The 23465-nt window shown below is 61.2% G+C and carries 22 protein-coding genes; 6 read left to right on the top strand and 16 right to left on the bottom strand.

Going from position 1 to position 23465, the window contains the following annotated elements; translation table 11 throughout:
* The first annotated feature begins 307 nt into the window (after positions 1 to 307).
* Positions 308 to 1297 carry an SDR family NAD(P)-dependent oxidoreductase gene (locus AAF358_23520; protein ID MEM7708545.1) on the top strand — a complete coding sequence of 330 codons (990 nt, stop codon included), beginning with the start codon at positions 308 to 310 and terminating at the stop codon, positions 1295 to 1297.
* Between the two features lie 2 nt (positions 1298 to 1299).
* On the opposite strand, the gene AAF358_23515 is transcribed toward AAF358_23520, so the two are convergent.
* Both AAF358_23515 and AAF358_23510 read right to left on the bottom strand, forming a co-directional pair.
* Positions 1300 to 1917: a hypothetical protein gene (locus AAF358_23515; GenBank protein ID MEM7708544.1), complete on the bottom strand. Its 618-nt coding sequence runs from the start codon at positions 1915 to 1917 to the stop codon at positions 1300 to 1302.
* A gap of 133 nt (positions 1918 to 2050) precedes the next feature.
* The gene (locus tag AAF358_23510) at positions 2051 to 6091 is read right to left on the bottom strand and encodes a carboxypeptidase regulatory-like domain-containing protein (protein MEM7708543.1); all 4041 of its coding nucleotides are present in this window, start codon (positions 6089 to 6091) and stop codon (positions 2051 to 2053) included.
* Positions 6092 to 6532: 441 nt separating this feature from the next.
* Between AAF358_23510 and AAF358_23505 the strand changes: the two genes are divergently transcribed.
* Positions 6533 to 7201, top strand: a complete 669-nt coding sequence (locus AAF358_23505; GenBank protein MEM7708542.1) for a glutathione S-transferase family protein — start codon at positions 6533 to 6535, stop codon at positions 7199 to 7201.
* 21 nt (positions 7202 to 7222) lie between these two features.
* Here AAF358_23505 and AAF358_23500 read toward each other — a convergent pair whose 3' ends face one another.
* Positions 7223 to 7642, bottom strand: coding sequence for an aldehyde-activating protein (locus AAF358_23500; protein MEM7708541.1), 420 nt, complete (start codon positions 7640 to 7642; stop codon positions 7223 to 7225).
* A 119-nt stretch (positions 7643 to 7761) separates the two neighbouring features.
* Between AAF358_23500 and AAF358_23495 the strand changes: the two genes are divergently transcribed.
* Positions 7762 to 8175 carry a VOC family protein gene (locus AAF358_23495; protein ID MEM7708540.1) on the top strand — a complete coding sequence of 138 codons (414 nt, stop codon included), beginning with the start codon at positions 7762 to 7764 and terminating at the stop codon, positions 8173 to 8175.
* 27 nt (positions 8176 to 8202) lie between these two features.
* Here the strand turns inward: AAF358_23495 and AAF358_23490 are convergent, their stop codons facing one another.
* From AAF358_23490 to AAF358_23460, 7 genes are all read right to left on the bottom strand, one after another.
* Positions 8203 to 9174 carry a hypothetical protein gene (locus AAF358_23490; GenBank protein MEM7708539.1) on the bottom strand — a complete coding sequence of 324 codons (972 nt, stop codon included), beginning with the start codon at positions 9172 to 9174 and terminating at the stop codon, positions 8203 to 8205.
* Positions 9175 to 9269: 95 nt separating this feature from the next.
* A complete protein-coding gene (locus AAF358_23485) occupies positions 9270 to 9926 on the bottom strand; it encodes a DUF3313 family protein (GenBank protein ID MEM7708538.1) in 657 nt (218 codons plus the stop codon).
* 74 nt (positions 9927 to 10000) lie between these two features.
* Positions 10001 to 10861 carry a phytanoyl-CoA dioxygenase family protein gene (locus tag AAF358_23480; GenBank protein MEM7708537.1) on the bottom strand — a complete coding sequence of 287 codons (861 nt, stop codon included), beginning with the start codon at positions 10859 to 10861 and terminating at the stop codon, positions 10001 to 10003.
* A complete protein-coding gene (locus AAF358_23475) occupies positions 10858 to 11691 on the bottom strand; it encodes an alpha/beta fold hydrolase (protein MEM7708536.1) in 834 nt (277 codons plus the stop codon). The genes AAF358_23480 and AAF358_23475 overlap by 4 nt, the downstream gene beginning before the upstream one ends.
* Positions 11692 to 11702: 11 nt before the next feature.
* Complete coding sequence (locus AAF358_23470) at positions 11703 to 12086, bottom strand: VOC family protein (GenBank protein ID MEM7708535.1); 384 nt, start codon at positions 12084 to 12086, stop codon at positions 11703 to 11705.
* 170 nt (positions 12087 to 12256) lie between these two features.
* Complete coding sequence (locus AAF358_23465; protein MEM7708534.1) at positions 12257 to 12760, bottom strand: VOC family protein; 504 nt, start codon at positions 12758 to 12760, stop codon at positions 12257 to 12259.
* The gene (locus AAF358_23460; protein ID MEM7708533.1) at positions 12757 to 14652 is read right to left on the bottom strand and encodes a S9 family peptidase; all 1896 of its coding nucleotides are present in this window, start codon (positions 14650 to 14652) and stop codon (positions 12757 to 12759) included. Before AAF358_23460 ends, AAF358_23465 begins: the two co-directional genes overlap by 4 nt.
* A 94-nt stretch (positions 14653 to 14746) precedes the next feature.
* On the opposite strand from AAF358_23460, the gene AAF358_23455 reads away from it, so the two are divergent.
* Entirely contained in the window at positions 14747 to 15124 is a 378-nt protein-coding gene (locus AAF358_23455) for a DUF2237 domain-containing protein (GenBank protein MEM7708532.1), read from the top strand.
* On the opposite strand, the gene AAF358_23450 is transcribed toward AAF358_23455, so the two are convergent.
* Positions 15117 to 15668 carry a hypothetical protein gene (locus tag AAF358_23450; protein MEM7708531.1) on the bottom strand — a complete coding sequence of 184 codons (552 nt, stop codon included), beginning with the start codon at positions 15666 to 15668 and terminating at the stop codon, positions 15117 to 15119. The two genes, AAF358_23455 and AAF358_23450, sit on opposite strands and share 8 nt — an antisense overlap.
* Positions 15655 to 16200 carry a sigma-70 family RNA polymerase sigma factor gene (locus AAF358_23445; GenBank protein ID MEM7708530.1) on the bottom strand — a complete coding sequence of 182 codons (546 nt, stop codon included), beginning with the start codon at positions 16198 to 16200 and terminating at the stop codon, positions 15655 to 15657. Before AAF358_23445 ends, AAF358_23450 begins: the two co-directional genes overlap by 14 nt.
* A gap of 105 nt (positions 16201 to 16305) precedes the next feature.
* Here AAF358_23445 and AAF358_23440 point away from each other — a divergent pair, with 105 nt between their 5' ends.
* Positions 16306 to 17763 carry an amidohydrolase family protein gene (locus AAF358_23440; GenBank protein MEM7708529.1) on the top strand — a complete coding sequence of 486 codons (1458 nt, stop codon included), beginning with the start codon at positions 16306 to 16308 and terminating at the stop codon, positions 17761 to 17763.
* 43 nt (positions 17764 to 17806) lie between these two features.
* Here AAF358_23440 and AAF358_23435 read toward each other — a convergent pair whose 3' ends face one another.
* Entirely contained in the window at positions 17807 to 18448 is a 642-nt protein-coding gene (locus AAF358_23435; protein MEM7708528.1) for a TetR/AcrR family transcriptional regulator, read from the bottom strand.
* 58 nt (positions 18449 to 18506) lie between these two features.
* Here AAF358_23435 and AAF358_23430 point away from each other — a divergent pair, with 58 nt between their 5' ends.
* Positions 18507 to 20453 carry a M28 family peptidase gene (locus tag AAF358_23430; GenBank protein MEM7708527.1) on the top strand — a complete coding sequence of 649 codons (1947 nt, stop codon included), beginning with the start codon at positions 18507 to 18509 and terminating at the stop codon, positions 20451 to 20453.
* A gap of 24 nt (positions 20454 to 20477) precedes the next feature.
* Here AAF358_23430 and AAF358_23425 read toward each other — a convergent pair whose 3' ends face one another.
* The 3 genes from AAF358_23425 to AAF358_23415 are packed head-to-tail and all read right to left on the bottom strand — an operon-like array spanning position 20478 to position 23316.
* Complete coding sequence (locus AAF358_23425; protein ID MEM7708526.1) at positions 20478 to 22748, bottom strand: serine/threonine-protein kinase; 2271 nt, start codon at positions 22746 to 22748, stop codon at positions 20478 to 20480.
* Positions 22745 to 22948 (bottom strand): sigma factor-like helix-turn-helix DNA-binding protein, encoded by a 204-nt coding sequence (locus AAF358_23420; protein MEM7708525.1) that lies wholly within the window; start codon positions 22946 to 22948, stop codon positions 22745 to 22747. The genes AAF358_23425 and AAF358_23420 overlap by 4 nt, the downstream gene beginning before the upstream one ends.
* Complete coding sequence (locus tag AAF358_23415; protein MEM7708524.1) at positions 22945 to 23316, bottom strand: sigma factor; 372 nt, start codon at positions 23314 to 23316, stop codon at positions 22945 to 22947. Before AAF358_23415 ends, AAF358_23420 begins: the two co-directional genes overlap by 4 nt.
* Between the last annotated feature and the right edge of the window lie 149 nt (positions 23317 to 23465).

The following is a 23465-nucleotide window of genomic DNA, read 5'->3' as shown; positions in this document are numbered from 1 at the left end:
GCTCCCCAGCCTGTGGCAATCCCCGTTCCCACGCCAGCTTGCCGGTCCACACGTAACTTTTGAGGTCTTCCTTGACCTGGCCTTTGAGGCCACGTCTTCGTGACGTCGGAAATAAGATTACGGAAGTTGCGCGCTGCGGTCTGTCAACTGGCTGACACTACTTGTCTCGAACCCAGTCTTCGCCACTAACGACCGGACATTCACGCCAACTGCATTATCCGCAAAGTACCTTCGCCGGAAAATCTGACCGTATCGGCCTAAAGCAGTCGAGACAAATACGGCGCTCGCTAACACATCAGGAGTCAACATGCCCGGACCCGCCACCCCCAAAGTCAGCTTGCTTAACCGGGTTATGGATCGCGCCGTTCTGCCCGGCATGCTGTCATTTGCTCGTCCGGGGTACGCGCTGCGGCGCCTGTGTTGGAAGCCCCTGGACGAGCGGCTGGACGGCCGCCGCGTTGTCATTACCGGACCCACCTCCGGCTTGGGTCTGGCGACGACCCGCGCGTTGGCAGACCTCGGTGCCGAGCTGGTATTAGTCGGTCGCGACCGCGGCAAGCTCGAGCAGGTTGCCGAAGAGCTGGCGTCAGAAGCGGGTTCGATTGCGCCGACGATTGAGGTGGCGGAGCTGTCGGAAATGGCGGAGGTTCGTGATCTGGCGGACCGTCTCCTCGCCGACCCTGCGCCCATTCATACACTGATCAACAATGCCGGCGCGCTGTTTAACGAGCGGGACGTCACCCGTGAGGGCAACGAGCGCAGCCTCGCGCTGAATCTGCTGTCGCCCTTCCTGCTCACCCAGCTGCTCCTGCCGAGGTTGATCGAATCCGCCACCAAGGCCGATCCCGCTCGGGTCATCAACGTCTCCTCCGGCGGGATGTACACCACCGGCATCAGCCTCTCAGACCTGCAAAACGAGCGGGGCGACTATAACGGTCCCGGCGCGTATGCCCGGGCGAAGCGAGGTCAGCTGATCCTGACCGAACGCTGGGCGAGCGAGCTGGCCGGCAGGAATGTGGTGGTGCACGCCATGCACCCCGGCTGGGCTGATACGCCCGGCGTACGCACGTCGCTGCCAACCTTTTTTAAGGTGACCCAAGCCATTCTGCGGTCGCCGGAAGAGGGGGCGGACACCATTATCTGGCTGGCGGCTGCCGCGGAAGCCGCGGAGAGCACCGGCGGCTTCTGGCTGGATCGCGCGCCGCACCTGACCGAGGTGCTGCCAAAAACGAAGGTTTCCCAGCGTCGGCGTGAGCAGCTTTGGGAAGCGCTGGAACAGCTGACGGGCCTGGCGTGACCCTACTCGGCCGCTACGCCGCCTTCGCGAGTCGGGCAGGCTTCCACTTCTCTAACGGCTGCCTGCCCCGGCGACTCGTAACACTCATCGAGCAAAGAGCAGTAGCAGACCGTCACGCCGAGCTTGCGTCGCTCGCGGTTCAGTAGTTCCCACAGATCTTCGTTCTCGGGGCGCCGAAGCAGGTAGAAGATATCGATATCTTCATTTGCCGGCAAAATCACGTTGCGGTCAGTCGAGGTAATGATGGAGGCAGACGGGTCTGATCGATCCTGGGATCGGAACGCCTCCGCCGCCTCCAGGCAGCAGGCTCGGATAAATCCATAAACCCCGTCCACCGGCTCGTCACCATACTGATAGCGGGTACTGTGGATGATCGCCGGGCCAACGCCGTTGTTGATCAGCCGCATGGAGAGGGCCTGCTCCTGCTTATCGACATCGTAGTTCCCGGAGCTGTATTGCACGAGCGGATAGGTCATCGCCTTGACCTGGCGCTCGGCCGAGCCGGCCTGAAGAAACGTCGCGTAGAGCGATGCCAACGACACCACCATCGCCGAAATCCCGATCACAAAATTCAGTCGACTGGTCGGCGCGAAGGTCGGAGTCGTGGGGGTGTCGTCCAAGGTCGAAGTCTCGATGAGGCAACGTCGTGGACTATAACCCAAGCGAACTCGCGGGTCAGAGTTGTGCCCACGGCGTTGTGGCGCTTCGAGCCGCCGAACAACAGCTTTTCAGTGGCCTGCCCCGAGGCGTCGATCAGGGCGACTCAAACCCATCAGCAAACAGCGGATCAACGATGACGTCGAGCACAATGTCGCCGACATCCGTTTCGCCGCCGGCGGTAACGGTCCAGCCGGTGCTGCTGGTGGTTTCCCAGCCCAGCAGACTGGCCAGCACGCTGTAGTCTCCGGGAGACAGATCGGTAAACACAAACTGACCGTCCACGTCGGTGTAGGCTGGCGGCTCCCAGCTGGCATCCATGATCTGGAGCATTACCCCGGCGGTTGGCGACACGGTTTCGAGCAGCGCCCGCCCCGTGAGCCGGCCCAGCGTCTGCGGCGGCCATAGCTCGATGCTCTCCAGGTAATGCCTCGATACCTGACCCTCCGCGTCGCGGTACTGAGCGCTGACCGACACGGATGTTGGCTCGTTCACGCCGGGATGCTGAAACTCAAACGTTGGCTCGAACGCAATCCAGCCGGTGTCCAGCCCATCACCTTCAAGGCGCATCTGGCTGCCGGTACCGCTCTTGTTGTACAGAGAAAGCTCGAGCTTCAGCGTGGGATTGTCGGTGCGCGGCCTGCCGCGGTTGATCAGCAGATCTCCCCACGGGTGGGCGGGATCGTTTCGAGCAATATCGCAGAACCAGCGGCTGGAAGCCCCTCGGTTGCCCGCCGCGTCCTCCGGATCGAGCTGGTAACAGTATTCAGCGCCTACCTCCAGATTGGTATCGACGTAGAGCGCGCCCGAGCCGGGTGAGAGGTCAGCAATTGCTTCAACGGACCCGCCCGGGCGCCCGCGTTTCAGCACGAGGTTGGCAACGCTCGGATAGGTAGCGTACTCAATGGTGATCGAGGCAGACGCGAAGCTTTGCGGATCGTCGTGAGTCACCTCGTGAGCTACCCGCGCGTAACGAATGCCGTCGACCGCGTCGTCTGAACGGTCGAGCGGCTCCCGCCCAGCCGCCACCTCTGAGCCGTCCAGCTCCCCGCCGCCGTCCGTATCCGGATTGCAGGGATCCGTCCCGGCCTCATATTCCTCCACACTCGTTAAGCCGTCGTCATCCAAATCGAGCGCCCCATCAGCCACGCCATCTTCCAGGCAAAACTTTCGCGCCTCGTACGGATTAGGGAGGCCGTCACTGTCACTGTCGCGGGTCCGAATACCTGAGTCAGCAACCGCAACGCCGTCGCGCAGGAAAACGCTCGCCGTAAATTTGTCGTAAACCAGCGGCACCTCGTATTCGATGGTGTAGCTGCCGACACCACCGGTCATGCCGTCATCATTGGCTCGAACCGGTGATCCATCTGCCAGAAACAGGGTGTAGCTGAAGCGTCGAACCGATTCTCCGTCAGCCTCGGTACCTGCGGTATCGGGCTGTGCCAGACTCAGTTGGCGTACCTCGCCGTCACCACCCATGACTCTTGCCGTAGCGCCGCCTTTCCGACCCGGATCACAGTCGGGATTGGCCGCGCAGATATCTACCAGCGTGGCGTTGAGCTGTACCGGGTCACCCTCCTGAAAGCCAGGCTCGAGGGGATCGTCAGCCTCCGGCCGGGTGATGCCCGCGCTGAACAGCAGCGGAGTCTCGAGCTGCGCCGCCACTGAAAGTTGGAGGTCATCGCTAGCGGTTTCGCTGCTGTTTAAGGTCGCCTCCCAGCGACCGGCAGGAAGGGTTCCGGCGCGCGGCGCGCGGATTTTGACGAAATTTGCCGTGTTGTCGAGGAGGTCAAAAGAGTATCTGACGCCGTTAGGATCCGTCAGGTTGAGCTCAGCGAGCTCTGCCTCGCTGCGCCGAGCGGCTTCTCGGACCTGCTGCACAGCGGGCAGCAACAAGCCAACTGCCTGACGGGGTACGTCAAAACCAAACTCGTTGATGCCGTCGGGCGTCAGCGGAATGTTTTCCTCGGCGATGGAAACGGCGCCGGCAAGCAGGTTGGCGATGTCGGACAAGGCCTGGGAGAAAGCAGCGATATCCGCTCGGTTGTCGTCGACGTGGACATAGCGGTAGCTGCCACCGGTCGCCCGAGCGATATCGAACAGCAGCGGCTGATCGGCCAGCGGACCCAGAGCGATCGTATGGACGTTGATGCCGGAAGCGATGATCTGGTCGCGGATATCGTCCCAGAGCACAGCGTCGTTTTCTGGCCCATCGACAATCAGCACGAGGTGGCGAGACTGATCGCCATCTCCGGCCGCCGCGTAGAGGCTCTCGGCCGCAAGAAGCGCGTCACCCAGCGCCGTAAACCCGCCAACGGAGCTGGTCAGCGTGTCAAGGCCGGTGCTGAGTCGCTCGAGATGATCCGGGTCAGCCGCCTGCAGCGGTGCCAGGATCCTCGCATCGGTGTTCGGCTCGATATTGTCCCCGGCAAACTCCAGCAGTCCGATGTTGGGCGGCACGCTGCCGGCGCCTTCCACCCGCTCGAAGATAAAGCCTTCAACCAGCGCCTGGACGTCTGCCAGCTTCGGATTGGCAACCGGTTCCAGCATTGAGCTGGACGCGTCGATGGCGATCAGCACCTGCGGGTTGGGGTTGTTGTGAACGACGCCGCCGGGAATGGTCACCTCCTGTCCCGCCAGGCCAACCGTCAGATCGAACACGCCGGGCGCCGGCTGTTCAGGAAACTCCACCAGCAGGCAATGGCCATCATCACTCGGCGTGGCGGCCAGCACGCGGGCCGGAACGTCGCCGACATCGATCGTGTAGTCGGCGGGGTCCAGTCCGGGCAGCGGCGCGCTGGGCACCGCACAGACTTCTCCATAAGTGAGCCCCAGCGGCGTCCCCGGCGTTACCGGATCGAGGGGGTTCACCAGCGGTACGTCCGGTGTATACCCGTTATCCGGAAACGGCAGGCACTGCGCCCGCAGCGTGCCGATGACCGAACCGCCGATGCCGCTGGTCGTGGCGTAGACGGTTTCATAGGGGTTGTTAAACGGCTGAAAGAAATTCACCGCCCACTGCTCGTCGACTTTTTTGAAGTATTTGGCGGGGCGCTGGGTGGAGAGCGTTTGAGATTCATCGTTGCTTTGTCCGACGATGACCCCCCAAGCCCCGTTCTGATTGATTGGCGTGCCGAATACCGGCACCTCAGAAAATGGCTCGAAGCTGATCCGTACCGGCCGGCCGCCGCCACAGGCGGAGATATCCACCCGATAGTTCTGCACGCCGAAGTCGGACGCTGAAAAGGTGGTGGTGTCTTCGGTGCTCGCGTTGCTGATCAGCAGGGTGTCAGCAAACTTCACCTCGGCATAACGGTCTTCTCCAGGCGCCTGCTCGTCGACGTAGGTGTAACGACGAAGGAAATCGTCGCTGAACCCGTCCAGCCGCATATCTTTGAAGATGTTGGCCAGCACAAAGCTTCGGTAGGTTGAGGTGATCGTTTCTGAGGGGTTAAAAAACTGGATAGCGGTGTTGGTGATGTCAAAGGAGTTGGCGTTCTCCCCCGCCAGCAGCGCGAGGTCGTACCAGGTAACCAGAAAGTCTGCGCCATACCAGGGCTCGACAGTGACTTCGCCATACTGTTCCGTCAGATAAGTCCACCAGAGCGCCGCGTCGTAGCTCAGATCCCAAAGCGACTCTCCGTTGACCACCCGCAGATAGTTTCTGACCTGCTGAACGTAGATCGTTCGGCAGTCGGTTTCTGGGAGCGTGTCAAACTCAGCGTAAACCTTGTCCTGTAGCGCCCTGGCGTGACCCTCAATGACCCAGGTGCCGAGGTTATCAGGGGCCGTATCGGTGTAGTAAGCGCGCTGAATCTTGTGCATCAGCTCATGGCCGAGCGTGTTTCTTGCGCAAGACTCAGAGAGGCCGCGCCAGGTTTCGCTCGGCATAACCACCTGGCTGGCCTGCGCTATCCCGCCGTTGCAAGCCTCTCCGCAGTCCCAGTAAAAGAATGACCTCGGCCCACCGTTAAAGTTTGGCTCCCGGAATCCGAGCAGTTCATAGCCATGGTCGTAACCCTGAGGATTCCCGATCGACCATGGGCCGGTGCGATCGATAGACGCCACGTCCTGCAGAATCTTTGCCGGCGGGTAAAAGTCGGTGTTGAACTGGCCAGAAGGGAGTAGAACTGGCATGGGGTCTATCCAAAAAATGTAGCCTTCGTTAGGACTAACAAAAGGCGCCACGACCCCAGGCGGCGGCGTGAGCTCATGCGCTTGGGTCAATTCCAGCCCCGCTACGCTCAGCAGCAAAGCTGCCACTAATCCTGCCTTTCCGTGACGTTTTTTCATCCTGCCTCCCTTCGTCCCTAAGCGCACCGCGCGTTTCAAGCGGCCTGCTCTTCCAATACGTAGGCGGTTCAGCGATACGACACGCATGACGGTTTCAGCTGGGGTGAATTGATCGGCGACGCGTTCGAAAAAAGCGCAGCCGCGGATTGTGCGAAAACTTCGGAGAGGCGGTATTCAGATACCCAGTACCACCGCGGCAGCCTGAATAACTGTAGGTACCGGCGGCGGGTGCTTGCCGTTAGGGTAGCGAGATTGAGTGTCCTGCGACGCTAACAGGAGCGACCTATGTCAAACGCTAACACCGTCCTTTTTCTCGGCAACAAAAACTACTCCAGCTGGTCGCTCCGACCATGGCTTTGCCTGCGCTGGGCGGACATTCCCTTTGACGAGAAAGTGATTTCGCTGGCCCAGGAAGGCTACGGCAGAGGTGAGATCAAAGATGTGCTCGCCGTGAGCCCCAACGGCCGGGTTCCGGCGGTGCATGTCGACGATACGGTAATCTGGGACAGCCTCGCCATCGCCGAGTGGGCGGCCGAGAAGGCGCCGTCGCTGTGGCCGGCGGATCCGCTTAAGCGGGCGCAGGCGCGCAGCGCCACCTGCGAGATGCACTCAGGCTTTATGGATTTGCGCGACCAGCTGCCGATGAACATTCAGCGTCGCTGCCAGGCCAGCGGGTTGAGGGAAGGCACTCAGCGAGACATCAATCGAGTGCTCGCGCTGTGGGACAAGCTCTGTACCGCCCATGGGTCGGAGGGTCCCTGGCTGTTCGGCCAACGATCGATTGCCGACGCGTTCTTTGCACCCGTCGCTACACGGTTTCGCACTTACGGCATTGCCGTGAGCGGACCCGGGGCGAGCTATACCGACGCAATCTTTAGCGATGAGGCTTTTCTCGAATGGGAGAGCACGCCAATCGATGAGCGATTCAGCTTCATTGACGAAGCATTTGCCTAAACATAGAGCGAGCGAGAAACCTCAGAGCGGCTGCATGGCGGTGATGGTCATCGGTTCGCGACGATAGCCGAACGCCCCCTGGCCGGCCCAGTTTGCGCCGTCGGGATATCGGACCTCCACACCTTCGAGCAGGTGCGGTTCAAACATTCTCATGTTCACTCCAACCTGGTCGGCAGCGGGGTTGTCTGCCTTGAACGCTTCGGTGAGATCAAAATGGGTTGTGGTCGCGCAGACGCGGCAGGAATGCACCTGGGCCGCGGCGCCCGATTTATCGCGGCGAACAAAAGTCTCAGTCTCACCTTTGGTTGTGACCTGGGCGCCGGTGAAGTAACCCCAGGCGGCTCCGGTCTTTCGACACAGGCTGCAGTTGCAGTCGTGAATAAATTCGGGCCGGCTGACAATCGATATCTCGACCGCGCCGCAGATGCAGGTTGCCGTCATGTTTTCCTCCTATTGGCATCAACCCAATGACACCGATTCGCGGATTGTAACCTTCGCTCCCGAGAATGCGCCTAAAAGAGTTCAAGTATGATGGCGACACGTTCAGAGGGAGATTGGTCATGGCACAAGACAGACCATCCAGCGGCGTCACGCCGCATCTCACCATTCGCGGCGGGCAGTGCGCTGCGGCCATCGAGTTTTACAAGCTAGCGTTTGGCGCCGAGGAGCTGGCCCGGCAAGCCGAGGACAACGGCGCTCGCCTGCTGCACGCGGCGCTCGTGATCAACGGGGACTTCGTCATGATGCACGACGATTTCCCGGAATATCGCGGGGGCGCTCAAGCGCCCGAGCCCGCGTGTGCCGTATTCCATCTGGCCGTGGATGACGCTGACGCGTGGTGGGACCGGGCGGTAGCCGCTGGTGCCGAGGTGACGATGCCGTTAGCGGATCAGTTCTGGGGCGATCGCTATGGTCACCTCAAAGACCCGTTCGGGTACACCTGGACAATCGGTGCACCGAGCAAGCCCTCATGACGTGTCGTTAAGCTTCGTGTGAGCCGCCTACCTCACGTCCGGGCAGGCAGACGATCGGCGGAGAAACTCATGGCGAACGCCATCGGGGTCGACGCGGTGACTTAAGTGGACGCAACCGTAAGGCTCCAACACTAAAGATGAGCCCTGAGCGTTTTCGGTCAAATCGTCATCCGAGATATGCCTCAACGCGACCCAACCCAGGTTGGGCGGCGCAGCATGTTGGTTGAAGTCTCGCCCCGTCGCACCGCGAAGCTGGATCTGTGCCAGCGAACCTTCTCCACCTTCGCCCGGATGCCACCACACCACGTGGCGCTCGACATCCTCGACTCGGTTGTGCGGCCACCCGTAGAGGTTCATCCCGGGTTGCGCCGCGGGACCGGTGTCCTCAAGAAAGGGTTTCCAACTGAGCTCTCCCAGATAAAACGCTCTTGAGGACTGCAAATCTGCCGTGATCACAAATGCGTTGTTCGGACGTGAAAAGGTTCCGTCCGTCAGCGCCCACTCAGGTCCAAGCGGCGGCTTTTTGCGCTCGATCAGCCCGATGGATAGGCCGTCGGGACCCAAGAAAACCGCTTCTCCGACGGAGAAGTCTTCGACCGAAAACCAGACTGGACCCGAGAGTGGGCGCCAGCCCGAAGCCTGAGCCCGCTCGAACGTTTTGCTGATGCTGCTGACCCGCACGTTCAGGCCCATGATGCCGCCGGAATCGAAAAACTGCCCGGCTGATCGGATCTCTCGCTGATTTTCTGCGCCGGTTAGCGCAACGAGTCGGATAAATCCCCGGGTAGACTCGGGCTCCGCCAACAGCAGCTCCCGGCCGGTGACCTGTTCGCCAAGACCCCAGTGGCGCAGGATCGCTCGGCTCGTCTGACCTGTATGCCGCACCTCGTAACCACCAACGTCGACAAAAAACGCTACGTGGCGGTCCAATGACCGAACGATTGCGGTCGCTTCGATCCAGCCAGCCGCAGCGATGGCGTTGGAAAGACTGAGGGTCATGCCCAGTACAAGAAGACGACGTAATCGCCACGTACCTATCTCGAGGATTGTACTAAAAGCCGGCTTCAGCGCCGGGGGCTGGTCCAAAACCGTGGCTAGTTTCTGCCCGGCGATAGCTGATCAAAACCGTTGCGGATGTCTATAGCCCACTGGGTGAATACCGCGCTGATTTCGAGGTTGAGGTCAGCCCGGGACTGGCCATCCCCTGAAACCACATAAGTATCGCGCCCCCGCACCAGCGGCTCCCCGCTGATGGAGTCTGACACCTCAACCACCAGCGTCATCTCACCGGCCTTGTCGACCGTGACTTTTTCGGTGGTGTCGGCACCGGCTTCCGGGATATTGACCTCGAGTCTGGCCAACGCAAGTTTCACCTGCATGGCGCCCGCTTCCGGGTCAATAACCTGGCGATACCGCTGATCGCCCGTCATGGCCTCGGTAAACGCCCGTGCAAACGCTCGGCTGACCTGCGTGCGCTGGGACGGATTCAGCTCAAAGTTTCTCGCCGGCCGCAGCAGCATCGGGCCCTTCGCCGGGTCTCGCTTGTAGCCCAAGCCGATCGGTCGGATCTGGATCAGGTTGTAGCTCGAGAGATCGAGATCAGGCTTCACGTACACCAGCTCAAAAACCGGGCTGTCGAACCGCTGGAGACCATCCGGCGTCACGTCAGGTGGCGTGTCGAAGGTTGGCGGCTTGGATGAACCGGCGCAACCGCTGAGCAGAAGAACTAAAAGAGCTAGAGTCAATCGCATCGAACAGACCTGGTATGGAAACTGTGCAGTCCCACTGTGCCATAGACCTTCGCCAGGTAGAACACCCTTCGCCGTCAAGCGGAGGCGTTGGCAGCACCCCATTGAATCGGCATTACACTCTCGGGCGGCGGTTCACCGCGGTGCATCGCCGGATGGTCGTTGAGCTGAGTGGTCATCCGTTCGGTGAGCGGATCGGGTTTCCAGACGACGTCATCCCCCAGCCATCGACTGCTGAACGCCAGTCGCGGCGTTGCGCCACCCTTGCGAGGCAGCGAACCGTGGATGGTTGAGGGATGCATACAGAGACAGTCGCCACGCCTCATGGTCCAGGTCTGGATACGCGCGTCGGGTGCCTCCACCTGGTCGAGCAGAGCCTGCCACGGTTCGTAAGGTTCAGGTATCGCGTCCGTGGGCGGAAAAAAAGGGGAGTAGTACCGGCCAGTCCCGCGATGACTCCCGGCGACGGTCGTCAGCGGGCCGTTATCCTCTTCAACGTCTGTCAGCGCGATCCAGAGTATGGTCATCTGTGCACCCCAGAACGGCCAGGTGCAGGTGTCGTTGTGCCACGGTGTGCCTTCGCTCGCGTCGGCTTCGTCCTTGAGGAATGAAGCGTCCACCCAGAAGCGGGAGGTTTGGCTTTGCATCACGTTCGCGGTGAGCTCCGCCGCGGGCGAAGCCTCCAGCCACTGGGCGAAACCAGCGTGGTAGGGCACCAGATTCAGCATCATCGCTCCACCGCCGAAGCCTTCGACAACCGTCAAGGGATTTTGGTGCGCCGACACGGGGACGGACGGGTCGATACCGCCGGCACGATGATCATCCAGCACCGACAAACAGGCGTCACCAAGAGAAGCTGTCCAGTCTCCAAAAACGTTGGGAATCAGAACCGCGCCATCCCGGCGATACCTTCCCACAACCGCGTCGTCGATGATCACCGCTGATCCTCCAGAAAGTCGGCTACCGCACCCGCATACTCGCCGCGGCGTCGGGGATTATGGAGCGGGTGGGTGCCTCGAAACGTTTTCGCTTTAACCGATGCATGGCCGGCGTTCAAGGCTGCGACGGTGGGCGCCTGCGCGTCGAACAACGGGTCGCGCTCGGCCGAAAGCACCAGCGTCGGCTGAGTGACCTGAGCTAGCGCGTCGGCCATGTCGTAAGGCTGAAAGGTTCCGTAGTCTTCCAGCAGCCCGGCGGCCAGATCGTCCGCCATGATCCGATAAACCAGCGGCAGCGTTGCCTCGCTGACCACAAAGTCCGGATCGTAGATTTCCAGCGAGCGCTGGGCCCGCTTCCACGGCAGCGATTCGTGGGTGCCGTCTTCGTGGAAACCCGGGGGCTTGAGCTTGACGGCCGCCATTTTTTCACCGATCCGCCGCTGCGCGGCCGCTGGCAGCAAATGGGCACAGCCATCCAGCATGAGCGCGGTGACTTTTGACCGATGGGTCAGCGCCAAATGCACGGCTATCGGCGCCGACAAATGCGCGCCAAGGACCGCGCAGCGTTCCAGACCCAGCTGATCCACCGCCTCGGCCACGGCCTGAGCCTGGCGCTCGTAGGGAAGGATGGTCTCAGGCTTGTCCGAGCGACCAAAACCCAGCAGATCGACCGCGATGGCGTGATAACCGGAAGACGCCAACTGGGGCATTTCGTGTTCATACATACGCGCAGACTGCGGCGCCCAGTGCAGCAGCAAAACCGGTGGCCCCTTGCCCGCAAGGCTGACATGAAGCTGGCCTTCGCTACCGTCGACGTACCGATGCTTCACTCAGTGGCGCCTCATCCCGTGGGTTCTCCTTCCGGAGAGCTGATATCGATGACCGTGCCGGCCGGATCACGCACGACGGCGCGGCGTTGGCCATACGGCATTAGCTGCGGCGCCTCGACGACCGCAGCTCCCTGACCCTGAGCCAGCAAGAACGTCTGTTCACAGTCGTCGACAACAAAGGTGATCATGGCGCCACCAAAATCGCCGCGAGCAACTTCCGGGACAATCTCGGAGGATCGATCCAGTACACCAAACTCCTGACCCGGCTGCGCGTCATGCACCAAGATCACAAACCAGTCCGAATCGTAGTGGCGATTCATGCCGAAGACGGCCTCATAAAAAGCAGCGGTTTTAGCAACGTCGTTGGTCAGAATATTGGTGAAAAGCCGGTTCATAGCGGAGGAGCTCCTGTCGGTTTAACGGGGTGCCCGGAAACTAGGCGCGGTGGAATACGCCCATTGAGACGGCCCGGCCAAGGGATCCGTCTCTGATCGCGTGAACGAACAACAGCGCTGCGCGGAGCGGTTGAGCTTCCAAACAGTAGAGTACCGGTTCGATTCCCGACTCACAGCTCTCCCGGAGTCAGCTCCGGTCGTCGCACCTCCGCGGGATCCCATTCGATGAGATTGATCGCGTGACCGTCGGGGTCTCGCAGGCACATTTCTCGCTGTTTAGTACGGCCTTCATGGACGAGATTGATTGGCGCCGCAACGACGCGCCCGCCAAAGGTTTCGGTTCGATCAACAACGTATTCCAGGTCGGAGCAGTAGAAGACGCAGACTCCCTCTCCGACGCGGATTTCGTTCGAGGCTTCGGGCAGCGCTGATGGCCCTGGGCCGGAAACCTCAAACAATCCCACCATGCCAAAATCAGGCTGACCCGGTGGCTTCAGGATGACCGCGCGACACTGCGCGTTGTCCGCCGTGCCCAGCAGGTGCCAGACGGTCGGATCGTTGAGATGACCCTGCCAGTAGACGTCCGTCATTCCGAGCACCTGCTCGTAGAACGTGCGCGACCGATCAAGGTTCGCGGTGAGGATAGCCGTACGGACCATCTGGCTGAGCTTCATGGCGCCGCCTTGGGTGCATTTTCTGCCAGCAGATAACGCTCAAACCAGCGAACAATTGAAACGGTGGACGTGACGCGGTTGGCGGTTTTGCGAAATCCATGCCCTTCGTCGGGGAACAGCACGTACTCCACCGGAACATTCCGCGCCTTGAGCTGGTCGACCACCTGTTCCGCCTCAACGACCGGCACGTTGGTATCGTTCTGGCCGTGGAGCACCAGGGTGGGGGCTTTTACCTGATCCAGCTTATTGATGGGTGACAGGCGCGCGAGCAGCTCGGCCTGCGTGTCGGGGTCGCCATACTCCACCTTCGATATCGCCGCCATCCAGGGCTCGGTTTCCGCAAAGAAGGTTGCAAAATTCACGACGCCAAACAGGTTGGCGCCGGCGGCGAACATGTCGGGATACCAGGCGAGGCCGGCCATGGTCATATAGCCGCCGTAAGACCCACCCATGATCCCGAGTCGATCCGGGTTCGCATAGCCCTCACCGACGACGTAATCGACGCAGGCTTTGATATCGCGAATGCCGTCGAATCGGAGCTCACCGTTGTCCAGATTGACAAATCTTTTGCCGAAGCCAGCGGAGCCGCGCACGTTCGGGTCGAACACCCCGATGCCCAGTGAGAGCAGCGCCTGAAAATCGCTGCGGAACCGTGGGCGCGACTGACCTTCCGGACCCCCATGGAAACTTAAGACCATCGGTACCGGATCGCTGCGCTCAGGCGGCAGGTACAGCCAACCCGAGAGCGTGAGGCCATCATGAGCGTCGAAGGTCACCAGCTCCGGTTCCACCAGGCTCTTGAGATCGACCCCAGCGTGAGGACTGCGCGTAAGCTGGGTCAGCCGATCTGCCTCGCGGTTGTAGACCCAGATGTCCGTGGGTCGGGCCGCGCCGTTGGCGACAAAGGCCAGCTGCTTCCCGTCAGCGGAGAAGGTCGCGCTGTAGACCACCTCTGCGGGCACCGTTGGGCCCGGGCGGGTCTCCCAGGTTTGGGTGTCGAGCCATGCCAGCTCGCTGCGGCCACGGACGTTCCAGATCAGCAGCCCGGTGCGACCGTCTTTGGTGAGCGTCAGGCTCTGCAGCTCGCCCGTCGGGTGGGAGGCGACAACTTCCAGCGGACCCGGGCGACCGTCTTCGTCCAGCTTCACCCGACCCAGCGCAATCAAATCGCGCTCGGCATTGCTTGCCAACAGGATCGTTTCGTTGTCCAGAAAGCGGCCATTGCTGAAAGTCCCTGGCGGCTTATGAGGTGTCAGCAGATGCTCCGCGCCGCTCTTGAGGTCGATCACATAGAGATTGCCGTCTGAACGGCTTTGCACCCGCCAAAGGATCGCTCGTCGGCCGTCCGGGCTTTCGTCGCTGGCCCCGCCGATGCCCGGATTGTTGGCGCGGTGGGTGAGCTCGCCTGAGCCCATCTCATAGGTATAAGCGTCCATCGCCGCAGGACTTCGCTCATTGGACGCCAGCCAGAGGCGCGAACCACTTCGATTCCAGCCGGCAAGAAAGTTATTGACCTGACCGCCAGCGGTGAGCTGGCGCATGCCGGTACCGTCGGGCCGCACCAGGTAGATCTGGCTGTTCATGCCGCCGCCGGGCGCCAGCAGGAACGCCAGCCACTCGCCGTCCGGGGACCACGTTACGCTCTGAATCTGATCCTCCAGCGCCGTGACCTGGCGAGGAAATCCACCGGACGCCGAAATCGTCCAGATTTGCGGCAGACCCGATAGCGTCGATACAAACGCCAGGGTTTTGCCATCGGGCGAAAAGCTGGGTGATGAAGAGCTGCCGACCTTGGCCATACGCATCACGGCTGCGGATAGCGCAGCGTCAGAGGCAACAGCAATCGGACCGAACGAAAGCAAAAGGACCAGCACTAGGAGGCGATTCAGCATGATCTATCACCGGCGTTTTGGGGCTAAGATGATACGTCAGCCGCGGACCAGATGCTGGACCGCAAAAATCGTTGAACCAGCGAAAAGGAAAACGATGGAGAAAGACGACGCGCTCAACGTTCTGGGTGAACCGATGTCCTCATGCAGCGAAGCGCCGCTCACCGGATTCTTTCGCGACGGGCACTGCAATACCTGCCGGGAGGACCGGGGCTCCCACACGGTTTGCGCCCGCGTGACGGAGGAGTTTCTGTCATTTTCGAAGAGCCGAGGCAACGACCTCAGCACGCCACAACCCAACTTTGGTTTCCCCGGATTGCGGGACGGCGATCGCTGGTGCCTCTGCGCCGGGCGCTGGCTCGAGGCCTACGAAAACGATGCGGCACCCAGGGTTTATCTCCAGTCGACCCATCAACGGGCGCTCGACGTGGTGCCGATGGACGTGCTGCGACGCTTTGCGGTCGATCTCAGCTAGCGCTCTCGCTCAGCAGTTCAGCTTGCCGAGTGAAGTCCGACCACCGACGGTGCGCTCGTGCAGCGCGCCAAGTCTGGACACCAATCGCCAGTACTAAAGCTGCCACGATCAGCTGGCCCGAAAGCGTCAGCGGCTGATCTCGCAGCACCGCCAGCGTGAAAAAGTAACCCAGCGCGACGACCCAGATCAGGGCCGACGCCACGTCGTAGCTTCGCCGTGCCCGCAACATGGCCGCCGTTACCTGCATCTGCTCTGCCAGACTCAGATCGAGCGCAGCCACGTTGCCCCGGCGAGCGTGCAGGCCCAGCACGCCGACCAGCAGGCAGTACGAGAGCGTCGCCAGGCCCAGGCCCAGGCTGCCCTGTAGCAGTAACGCAACCGCCAGGGAGATACCGCCGAGGGCTACCAGCACCTCAATGCACAACAGCTGAAGCTGGCGGCGGCGCCGTGCGCGCAGGTCGACCGTCGGCCGTTTGGGTCCGGCACCCTCGGGCAAAGACCGCCAGAGTTCAGAGATGGCTCGGTCGTTCTTAGCAAGATTCATCAGCTTGACTCCTGGTTTTTTGCGGGCGGCTTGTGGCGTCGTTCGAAAGCAGTTGGCTCAGGGTCCGACGTGCGCGCGTCAGGCGCAGCGAAACGGTGTTGGCGCTGATGCCCATGACGTAGGCAATTTCCTGCGGCTTAAAGCCTTCCAGGGTCAGCGTAATCGGGAGCCGCCAGTTCAGCGGCAGCTGCCGAACCGCGTCCAGCAGCCGACGCTGCTGCTCGTAGCGGCTGAGTGAATCTTCGAGCGACGCGGCATCACTCATGGCTCCCTCCAACGGTGACGGCACGGTCGTGGGCTGCGCGACCTCGCGGCGAATATGCGAGACGGCCTGGTTGGTGGCGATGCGGGCAATGTAGGCGCCGGGATTGTCCGCGCTCCGAATCTTGTCGCCCGCTTGCCACAGGGCGAAACAGATCTCCTGGTATAGCTCTTCAGCCACAGCGGGGTTGTGCTCATGGGCCAGCACAATGCGCCAGACCATATCGCCATGGTTGTCGAGCAGCGACTGGATCGATTCCTGGGTGTCCATAGCTTTCCGCATACCAGTCAGTCGCAGGTCAGTGATTTTTCTGTCGATTCGACAGAAAACCGAAGAGTCCTCGTCTCCTGCGCCAATACTCCCGCGGAGCAAACCATGTTTTACCGAATTCTGTCGGCGCTCGCCGCGCTGGGCCTAATGCTGTCGACCGCGGCAGCGGAACCGGTGCTTTACTATAACTTTCACCATATCGACAGCGCCTCACGCCAGGTTGTACCCAACCGCTGGATGGTAGTACGCGACGGGACCATTCAAGAACTGGGCAGCGGGTCGACACCGGAGAGTTTCTCGGGCAAGCGGGTGGATCTTGACGGACGCTGGGCCCTTCCCGGACTGATCGACGGCCACGGCCACATCACCTCTGGCCCCCACAAGATTCGCATGGTGGACGGTCAACCGTTGGTCACCATCGACAGCGTTGACGACGTCACGCGCTACAACGCCCTCATGGCGCTCGCTTTCGGCGTTACGACCGTTCGTAATCCGGGAGGTGATCCCGGGGCAAGTTCGCGCTATGACGAGCATGTTGCTACCGGCAGCTGGCTCGGGCCGTCGGCACTCCACGCGGGTGCCGTTATCCAGCCGCCGCCGTTTGGTGGTAATGCGTTCGCGTATCCTCAAAGTCGCGATCAGTGGTTTGCGGAAGCCCGCCGGCAGGCGGCGCTGGGCATGACTTACTTCAAGCTCTATCAGTCGCTCACGGAAGAGGAGCTGGCGCTTGGCATCGAGGCCGCACACGCGCACGGCCTGAAAGCAATTGCTCATCTCGACCGGGTTAGCTGGCAAAAGGCGCTTGAGCTGGGAATCGATGGGCTAGAGCATGCGCTGCCGACAAGTACGGATCTACTTCCGGAAACCTATCGCGAGGCTTTCGAGCAAGCGCGGCCCAGAGGCTCGCAGTATCTGCACCTCTGGTTTCAGTGGGTGGACTACAACGCCCCGCCCATGCGCCAGCTGTTTGAGACACTCAAGACGCGGCAGGTTACGCTGAACCTCACGCTGCTGGTCAACCACATGGTGGCCTATTCCCGAGATATGGATCAGGTGATCGACGCAGACGCGATCAGTTATCTCCACCCCAAAACCTGGGAAGCTTCCGCCGGCTTTCTCCGGATGGGCGGCATGACCTGGACGCCTGAGGATTTCGAAACCGCTCGAGCCACACTGCCGAAGGTCGGAGAGCTGGCCCGTCGACTGTTCGAGGCCGGGCAGCCGCTGCTGATCGGTACTGACGGAAACGGCGGTGGTCCGCTGATGGCCATCGAGATGCAGCTTCACGTTGACGCCGGCATCCCGCTGATGGATGTACTGGACCTGGCGACACGCCGCTCAGCCGAGACGTTGGGTTTGCCGAACATCGGCGAGATTGCTCCCGGCAAAGAGGCCGACGTTCTGTTCGTCGACGCTGATCCTCAGGAGGGTTTAGCAGCGCTGCGCCAGCCCTATGCGGTGCTGAACAATGGACGGTGGCTGCTTCATGCCGACCTGGTGCAGCAGGCCCGCGAGCTTCTCGTAGGCCAACAGAGCCTGGCTGCCGCCAGCGCAGCGCGTTAACCGTCGGACTTGCTGGGCGGCCACAGACAGCGATGGACGTGCATTAGTCAAATAGCGCGTTCGTTGACCGAGACAGGTGCTTTACCAAATCGGTGTCGTTGAGGGGCATAAACGCCGTCGGAGTCTGTGCGGGGTAGAGTCGATATTCGATGCAGGTGCTCACGATGATCATCACCATCACTCGAGCGATGGAGGATTCTTCAGCAGATGGCTCATCACCCACAACCAGCGCTCCCATCGCGCTGTAGGTATCGGTCCGCTGCTTAACGGCTCCGTCAGGAACAATCTCTTCATGGATACGACTGTTGAGATGCAGCGTGCGCATCAGGCCCCGGGTCTCGTCGATCAGGTCTAGCGTCGCACGGACAAGACACCGAATCCGATCGATTCGGCGGCCAGCCCGAAAGCCTTTGCGCTTGCGGGTGCGGGCCAGCCAGTTGTCGACCTTCTGGTTGTACACGTCGTAGAGCAAAGGCAGCAAGGCCTCTTTGCTTTTGAACCGTCGATAGAACGTGCCAACCGCAACGTCTGCCTCGTCGGTGATACTCGCCACCCCAATTTCCTCGAACCGATGGCGTTCCAACAGCTTGAGCGTCGCTCGGACGAGACGCTCCTGGGTATCTCGCGATCGCTGCTGTTTGGGTGCGATGACCTGGTCGTCGTTGAGGTTGACTTGTGAATCCATATTCATATCATACGATGTGAATATTAATTCACAAAATAACTGGGATACCCGACAGCTGATGAGACTGCGCCTCACTTCAATTGAACAATTTGCCGGGATATTGTTTGGACTCACCCTGGTTTGTTTCGCCGGTGCCCAAACGCCAGCGGACGAGGAGCTGAAGCCCACGGCGATTGGGGATGAGCGCCTGGCGAGGCTCCGCGAAGCGCAGGAGCGCGCGCCCGACGCCCACAACCTCGTGTACGAGCTCTCCGACCGATTCGGTGCGCGCGCCGTCGGGACACCGCACTATCTGGCGTCTCTCGAATGGGCTGAGCAGATACTGCGCGCCGCCGGCGTCGAAGATTTTGATAGACCGCGCTTCCTTGAGGACATCAACGGCTGGGCTTCCGGCGAGATTCATATGGGGCTGGTGGCTCCCAACCTGTCACCGTTGGCAGTGCGAGCCTTGCCGTATTCCCCGTCCACCGATGGAACCCTCGACGGGCATGCTTCCGTATTTCAAACGTCGAAGGAGCTACGCGAAGCCCTCTCAAGCCAGCCGGAGTCACTCAGCGGGGCGTTCGTGTTCCTCGACTTCGCGCCGCATGGTGGGCCGGCGGACCCGGTGAATATCCGAACGTTCAGCCAGGAAACACTCCAGGCCGCTGCAGCGAATACCGATACCAATCGACGGCTGATCGGGTATCACGCTCGGGTTTCGGTGCCGAGCACGCTCAAGCGCTGGGACGAAAACCGAGAACGTGTAAGACCACTTCTCGAGTCTCTCCACGACGCGGGCGTTGCGGCGATCGTTCAAAAATCGACATACGGCGACGGCATCATCGACGTCGACGCCAACAACCTGCTGCCGGTCTACCCGAACCGGGAACCGGAGGAATCGATTCCCGGCATCGTGATGGACCGCTACGACTTTCAGCGCGTTGTCCGCCTCGTTGACGGCGGCCAGGCGCCAAAGCTGCGTTTGTATCTGCGTTCGACGTTTTATGACCTGCCCGAAAGCAGCGTCTCGCTCATCGCAACCATTCCTGGGGAGGATTCGCAGCTCAAGCATCAAGTGGTGATGGCGGGAGCCCATCTCGACGGCTGGCCGGCAGGATCGTCAGCATCAGATAACGCTGCCGGCGTTGCGACGCTGCTTGCAGCCATGGCGTTGCTCAAGGAGGCTGAAGCAAAACCCCGGCGCACCATCAAGATTGCGCTTTGGGGCGGCCACGAGGGCGCTTTTGCGGGTTCCCTCGGGTATCTCGAACGAGAGGTTCGCACCATCGCAGGCGAAATCCGCTCGCCGCTGTTTCACGACATCTCCGTGTACCTGAACATCGACAACGGCGCCGGGCGAATTCGTGGCGTTTACTTAAGCGGACGCAACGATCTGCGTACCACGTTCGAGCAGATCCTCACTGAACCGCAGACCTCAACAGTAACGATCCAGGCGGCCAACCAGACCGACCACGAGCTCTTCGATCACGTCGGGATTCCGGCGTTCCAGTTTATTCAAGACCCGCTCGACACGATGGCGCGAACCCATCACACAACCCTCGATCGGCCGGAATTTGTGCCTGCCGGCGCCACGCGGGCCAACGCAGTGACGGTGGCATCAGCCCTGTGGCGCCTCGCGGATCTTGACGACCCGTTGCCTCGCCGCAGAAACTCCGGACCGCTGCCGACCCTTGCCGGCGAAACCCCCATTGTTCTCCCCGGTTTCGACGAGGCGGAAGAAGTCTCAGTCACGGGGGATTTCAACAGCTGGCACATGTTTGCGACGCGCATGGCCCGTCGCCCGGAGGGCGGATGGCTGGCCTGTCTTTCGCTTCCGCCCGGCGACTATCTGTACAAATTCATCATCGACGGCCGCTGGACCAACCATCCGGCAACCCCCGAGGCGGAGTTATTGGAAGATGGTGATGGGCATCGAGGTCTGACTCGAGTCACGGTGCCCTACGAAGCGGAAGCCGAAAAACCGCTTTGTCCGGCCGGTCCAAATTCGGTTGCGCAGCGCTAAGAACGAAACAGCGATTCGGCTGCGCTAGGGCGCTGAAGATCCACCTGGCGATGGGTTTTCGAGCGCTAGGCTCCAGGCACTCAGATTTTCGAACGCCTCAAGGCGGGTCAGATTTTTTGCCGTCAGCTCCGCCTGCGCCCGCTGAGTCTTTTCCAATGCCTCCGGTACACCGGTCAGGTCGATCCGTGCACCGGCGTAAGCCTCAGCTGCACTGAGGTAGCTCATCCGCCAGTTCTCGGGATCATTGACGGCCGAGCGAAGCTCAGCGAACAACGACTGAGCTTGAGACCACTGCTCTCGGGTCAAATAGATGTAGGCGAGATTCCGCCGAGCGTCTTTTTGAGCAGATTTCAGGTTGACAGCTTTCAGCTCCAGCAAAGCAAGCAGCGCGGACTCCGCACGATCCAGCTCCCCCTGTTTGCGCCACAGCCTCGCCTGCTGGACCCGTAGCTCAGAGACCATCGAATGATCAGGTGGCAGCGACGCTTCTCCAATCTCCTCCGCAGCATTGATCATCTGCTGCGCATCATCCAGCTGCGCCAGGTCTATGTGGATGGACGCCAGGGCGTGATGCACAAATACAGCGCGGAGCGATCGGCCGAATTCGTGAGTATTCAGGATTTCCAGCGTGCGCTGTTCGCTGGCGAGCGCCTGCTCAAACTCTCCGAGCGACCGATAAGCCGTCGCTAGATTGTGGTGATCTACCGCCGTTTCTACGGCGTCGACGCCATAGAGCGCCTCGCGGTCGGCCAGCAGCTTGAGCTGCTCGTCGCGCTGTTCCACCGCTCGGCCCTGGAGGTTCAGTAAGCCGATCAGCTTGTTTCGGGCCACCAGCTTCTGACCCTCAGCATGTTGATCGAATCGCTTTTCCGATATCTCTAAAGTCTTCCGAACAGCGTGTTCGGCCTTGTCCAGCTCGCCGGTGTCCGCATAGATATCCGCGATTCCCGCCCAGGCGATTGCGCGGCGGCGGATGTGGCGCTTGTCGTCTGGATCAAGATCACCCAACGTCTTCTGAAACAGCGCAAGCGCAGCTTCCGTCTCGCCAAAGCGCATCTGCCCGTCAGCCGCCAGCAGGCGGATCTCCGCGAGGGCATCAGGGAAGGGTGTCAGCGAGGGCTCACTGAACTCATCAAGCTTCTCGAAGATCAGTTTGACGGCAGTGGGGCCCGACGCAATGTTAGGGTCCGCAGCCTGAATTGCCCCAACGGTCACGTCTCGAATGGCCTGAACCTCGACTCGCCCCGCCCGTTCGGACCTCAGCGCGATCACCGAGGTCACCAGACCCAAACCCATCGCGCCGATAACGCCAGCCACCGCAGCCCGGCGCAGCCGACGCTGCGGGGCCGTGCGCAGGTGCTCGAGACGTATCGAGAGCTGTTCAGCGGAAGGTCGGGCTTCCGGCGTGCGGGCCAGGAGTTCACTCAGCAGTCGACGAAAGCGCCGCGGCGCGCCGCTGAGATCCGGCGGCGTCTCAGCGTCATAGGCCGCCTCAAGCTCCTCGAGCGACTCGGCCGGCCAGGGGTAGGCCCCCGAAAGGCAGCGGGCCAGCACCACGCCGAAGGCAAATAGATCGCTGGCAGGGCCGGGCATGGCGCCATGAAATTGCTCCGGCGCCATGAACCGCGGCGAGCCCAGTGCTGAAGAATAGCCGCGGCCCTGTTCTCGGGCCGCGCCAAAATCCATCAGGATTGGCGTGCCGTCGGCTTGAATCATGATGTTGGATGGCTTGACGTCACCGTGCACCATCGCTCGTCGATGGATGAGCGTCAGTGCGTCGGCCAACGGCGTGGCCAACCTCAGAACTTCGGCGACCGACAGCGACCCGCTTTCCTCCAGGTATTCATCCAGCGTCCTGCCAGTCAGCAGATCCGTCCAGATGCCCACCTGTTGTTCCTCGGTATCCGCACCATGGATCGCCAGGATGTTGGGATGGCGGGCGCGCGCCATGGACCGCGCCTCGGCGATGATCATCTTCGGATCCACCCGAAAATCTTCACGTTCTTTGGCGAGCTTCAGCGCAACCTCTCGGTTGAGCACGGCGTCCCATGCGCGATACACGCGACCGAACGCGCCGCTGCCAATCTCCTCTCGCACTTCCAGGTGCCGCCACTGGAACAGCTTGGGCTTCTCAGGCTCCAGCGTCTCAGACCGACGAAGCTCGCTTGAGATGCTGTGCAGGATTTTGAGCGCATCCACGTTGGGCTGATCGTCTGGCAGCGAATCCCAATCGGGCGACTCCTGGTCAGCAATCTGCTGGGCCAGATCGGTGGGTTTATTCTCGTCGTCGGTCATGGCGCCATCAGGGTGGCGAGCTCATCGACAGCTCGGGATACCGTCATCCGCGCAGCGTTTGCCGACGGGCGCTCAAGCTCGGTCGCAATCTCCTCGGAGGTCATGCCGAACTCCAGGCGCATGATCACGGCGTTGCGTTTCATATCGGGTAGCTTGGTTAGCGCGCGCTCATAAACCGCCAGCTGCTCTGAACCGATCACCTGCTCCAGCGGGGCAGCCTGATTCGAAGGCAGCGAATTCTCCAGTGGCGCTTTGGCCGGGCGCCGGCCGCGGAGTTCCGGATTTCCTCGCGCACCAGATTGAGCAGGATGGTTCGCAGATAGGCGAGAAAGCCACCAGGCTGCTGCGTATCGAAGTCTTTCAGACGATTCAGGGCGCGGTAGAAAGTCACCTGCACCAGATCTTCGGTCTCCGAGAGGTCTCGTCCGTAGGCCGGCAGTCGACCCCGAGCCCAGCGGCGCAGCTTCGGCATATAGCAACGAAAGAGGTCGTCAGCCGCCGCCTGCTCACCGTCTCGATAGCGTGCGAGCAGCTGAGTGGTGGCCAGCAGCTTTCCGGGCTCAGTCATCGCCTGCTCATCCGCCGCATACCACCAATCCCTGCATCAGCGTAGGTTAGACCGATTGGCATACCAGCGCCATTCTGGCGGGAAGGGTGGCGCAAGCACGAGCCACCGAAAGTCCTCAGCTTTTTGCCTAACCTTCTGATCTACCTCAC

The sequence above is a fragment of the Pseudomonadota bacterium genome (genome assembly GCA_039033415.1).
Taxonomy (GTDB): Bacteria; Pseudomonadota; Gammaproteobacteria; order Xanthomonadales; family SZUA-38; genus JANQOZ01.
The sequence above is the reverse complement of the archived record's forward strand: the minus strand, read 5'-3'. Positions and strand labels throughout refer to the sequence as shown.

Bases quoted from the DNA above. Each gene is read 5' to 3' on its own strand.
- AAF358_23490 (MEM7708539.1), bottom strand. From the start codon at position 9,174: ATGACCCTCAGTCTTTCCAACGCCATCGCTGCGGCTGGCTGGATCGAA.
- AAF358_23425 (MEM7708526.1), bottom strand. From the start codon at position 22,748: ATGACCGACGACGAGAATAAACCCACCGATCTGGCCCAGCAGATTGCT.
- AAF358_23445 (MEM7708530.1), bottom strand. From the start codon at position 16,200: ATGGACACCCAGGAATCGATCCAGTCGCTGCTCGACAACCATGGCGAT.
- AAF358_23450 (MEM7708531.1), bottom strand. From the start codon at position 15,668: ATGAATCTTGCTAAGAACGACCGAGCCATCTCTGAACTCTGGCGGTCT.
- AAF358_23465 (MEM7708534.1), bottom strand. From the start codon at position 12,760: ATGAAGCTCAGCCAGATGGTCCGTACGGCTATCCTCACCGCGAACCTT.
- AAF358_23435 (MEM7708528.1), bottom strand. From the start codon at position 18,448: ATGGATTCACAAGTCAACCTCAACGACGACCAGGTCATCGCACCCAAA.
- AAF358_23510 (MEM7708543.1), bottom strand. From the start codon at position 6,091: ATGCCAGTTCTACTCCCTTCTGGCCAGTTCAACACCGACTTTTACCCG.
- AAF358_23470 (MEM7708535.1), bottom strand. From the start codon at position 12,086: ATGAACCGGCTTTTCACCAATATTCTGACCAACGACGTTGCTAAAACC.
- AAF358_23500 (MEM7708541.1), bottom strand. From the start codon at position 7,642: ATGACGGCAACCTGCATCTGCGGCGCGGTCGAGATATCGATTGTCAGC.
- AAF358_23460 (MEM7708533.1), bottom strand. From the start codon at position 14,652: ATGCTGAATCGCCTCCTAGTGCTGGTCCTTTTGCTTTCGTTCGGTCCG.
- AAF358_23430 (MEM7708527.1), top strand. From the start codon at position 18,507: ATGAGACTGCGCCTCACTTCAATTGAACAATTTGCCGGGATATTGTTT.
- AAF358_23415 (MEM7708524.1), bottom strand. From the start codon at position 23,316: ATGACTGAGCCCGGAAAGCTGCTGGCCACCACTCAGCTGCTCGCACGC.
- AAF358_23455 (MEM7708532.1), top strand. From the start codon at position 14,747: ATGGAGAAAGACGACGCGCTCAACGTTCTGGGTGAACCGATGTCCTCA.
- AAF358_23440 (MEM7708529.1), top strand. From the start codon at position 16,306: ATGTTTTACCGAATTCTGTCGGCGCTCGCCGCGCTGGGCCTAATGCTG.
- AAF358_23520 (MEM7708545.1), top strand. From the start codon at position 308: ATGCCCGGACCCGCCACCCCCAAAGTCAGCTTGCTTAACCGGGTTATG.
- AAF358_23495 (MEM7708540.1), top strand. From the start codon at position 7,762: ATGGCACAAGACAGACCATCCAGCGGCGTCACGCCGCATCTCACCATT.
- AAF358_23485 (MEM7708538.1), bottom strand. From the start codon at position 9,926: ATGCGATTGACTCTAGCTCTTTTAGTTCTTCTGCTCAGCGGTTGCGCC.
- AAF358_23505 (MEM7708542.1), top strand. From the start codon at position 6,533: ATGTCAAACGCTAACACCGTCCTTTTTCTCGGCAACAAAAACTACTCC.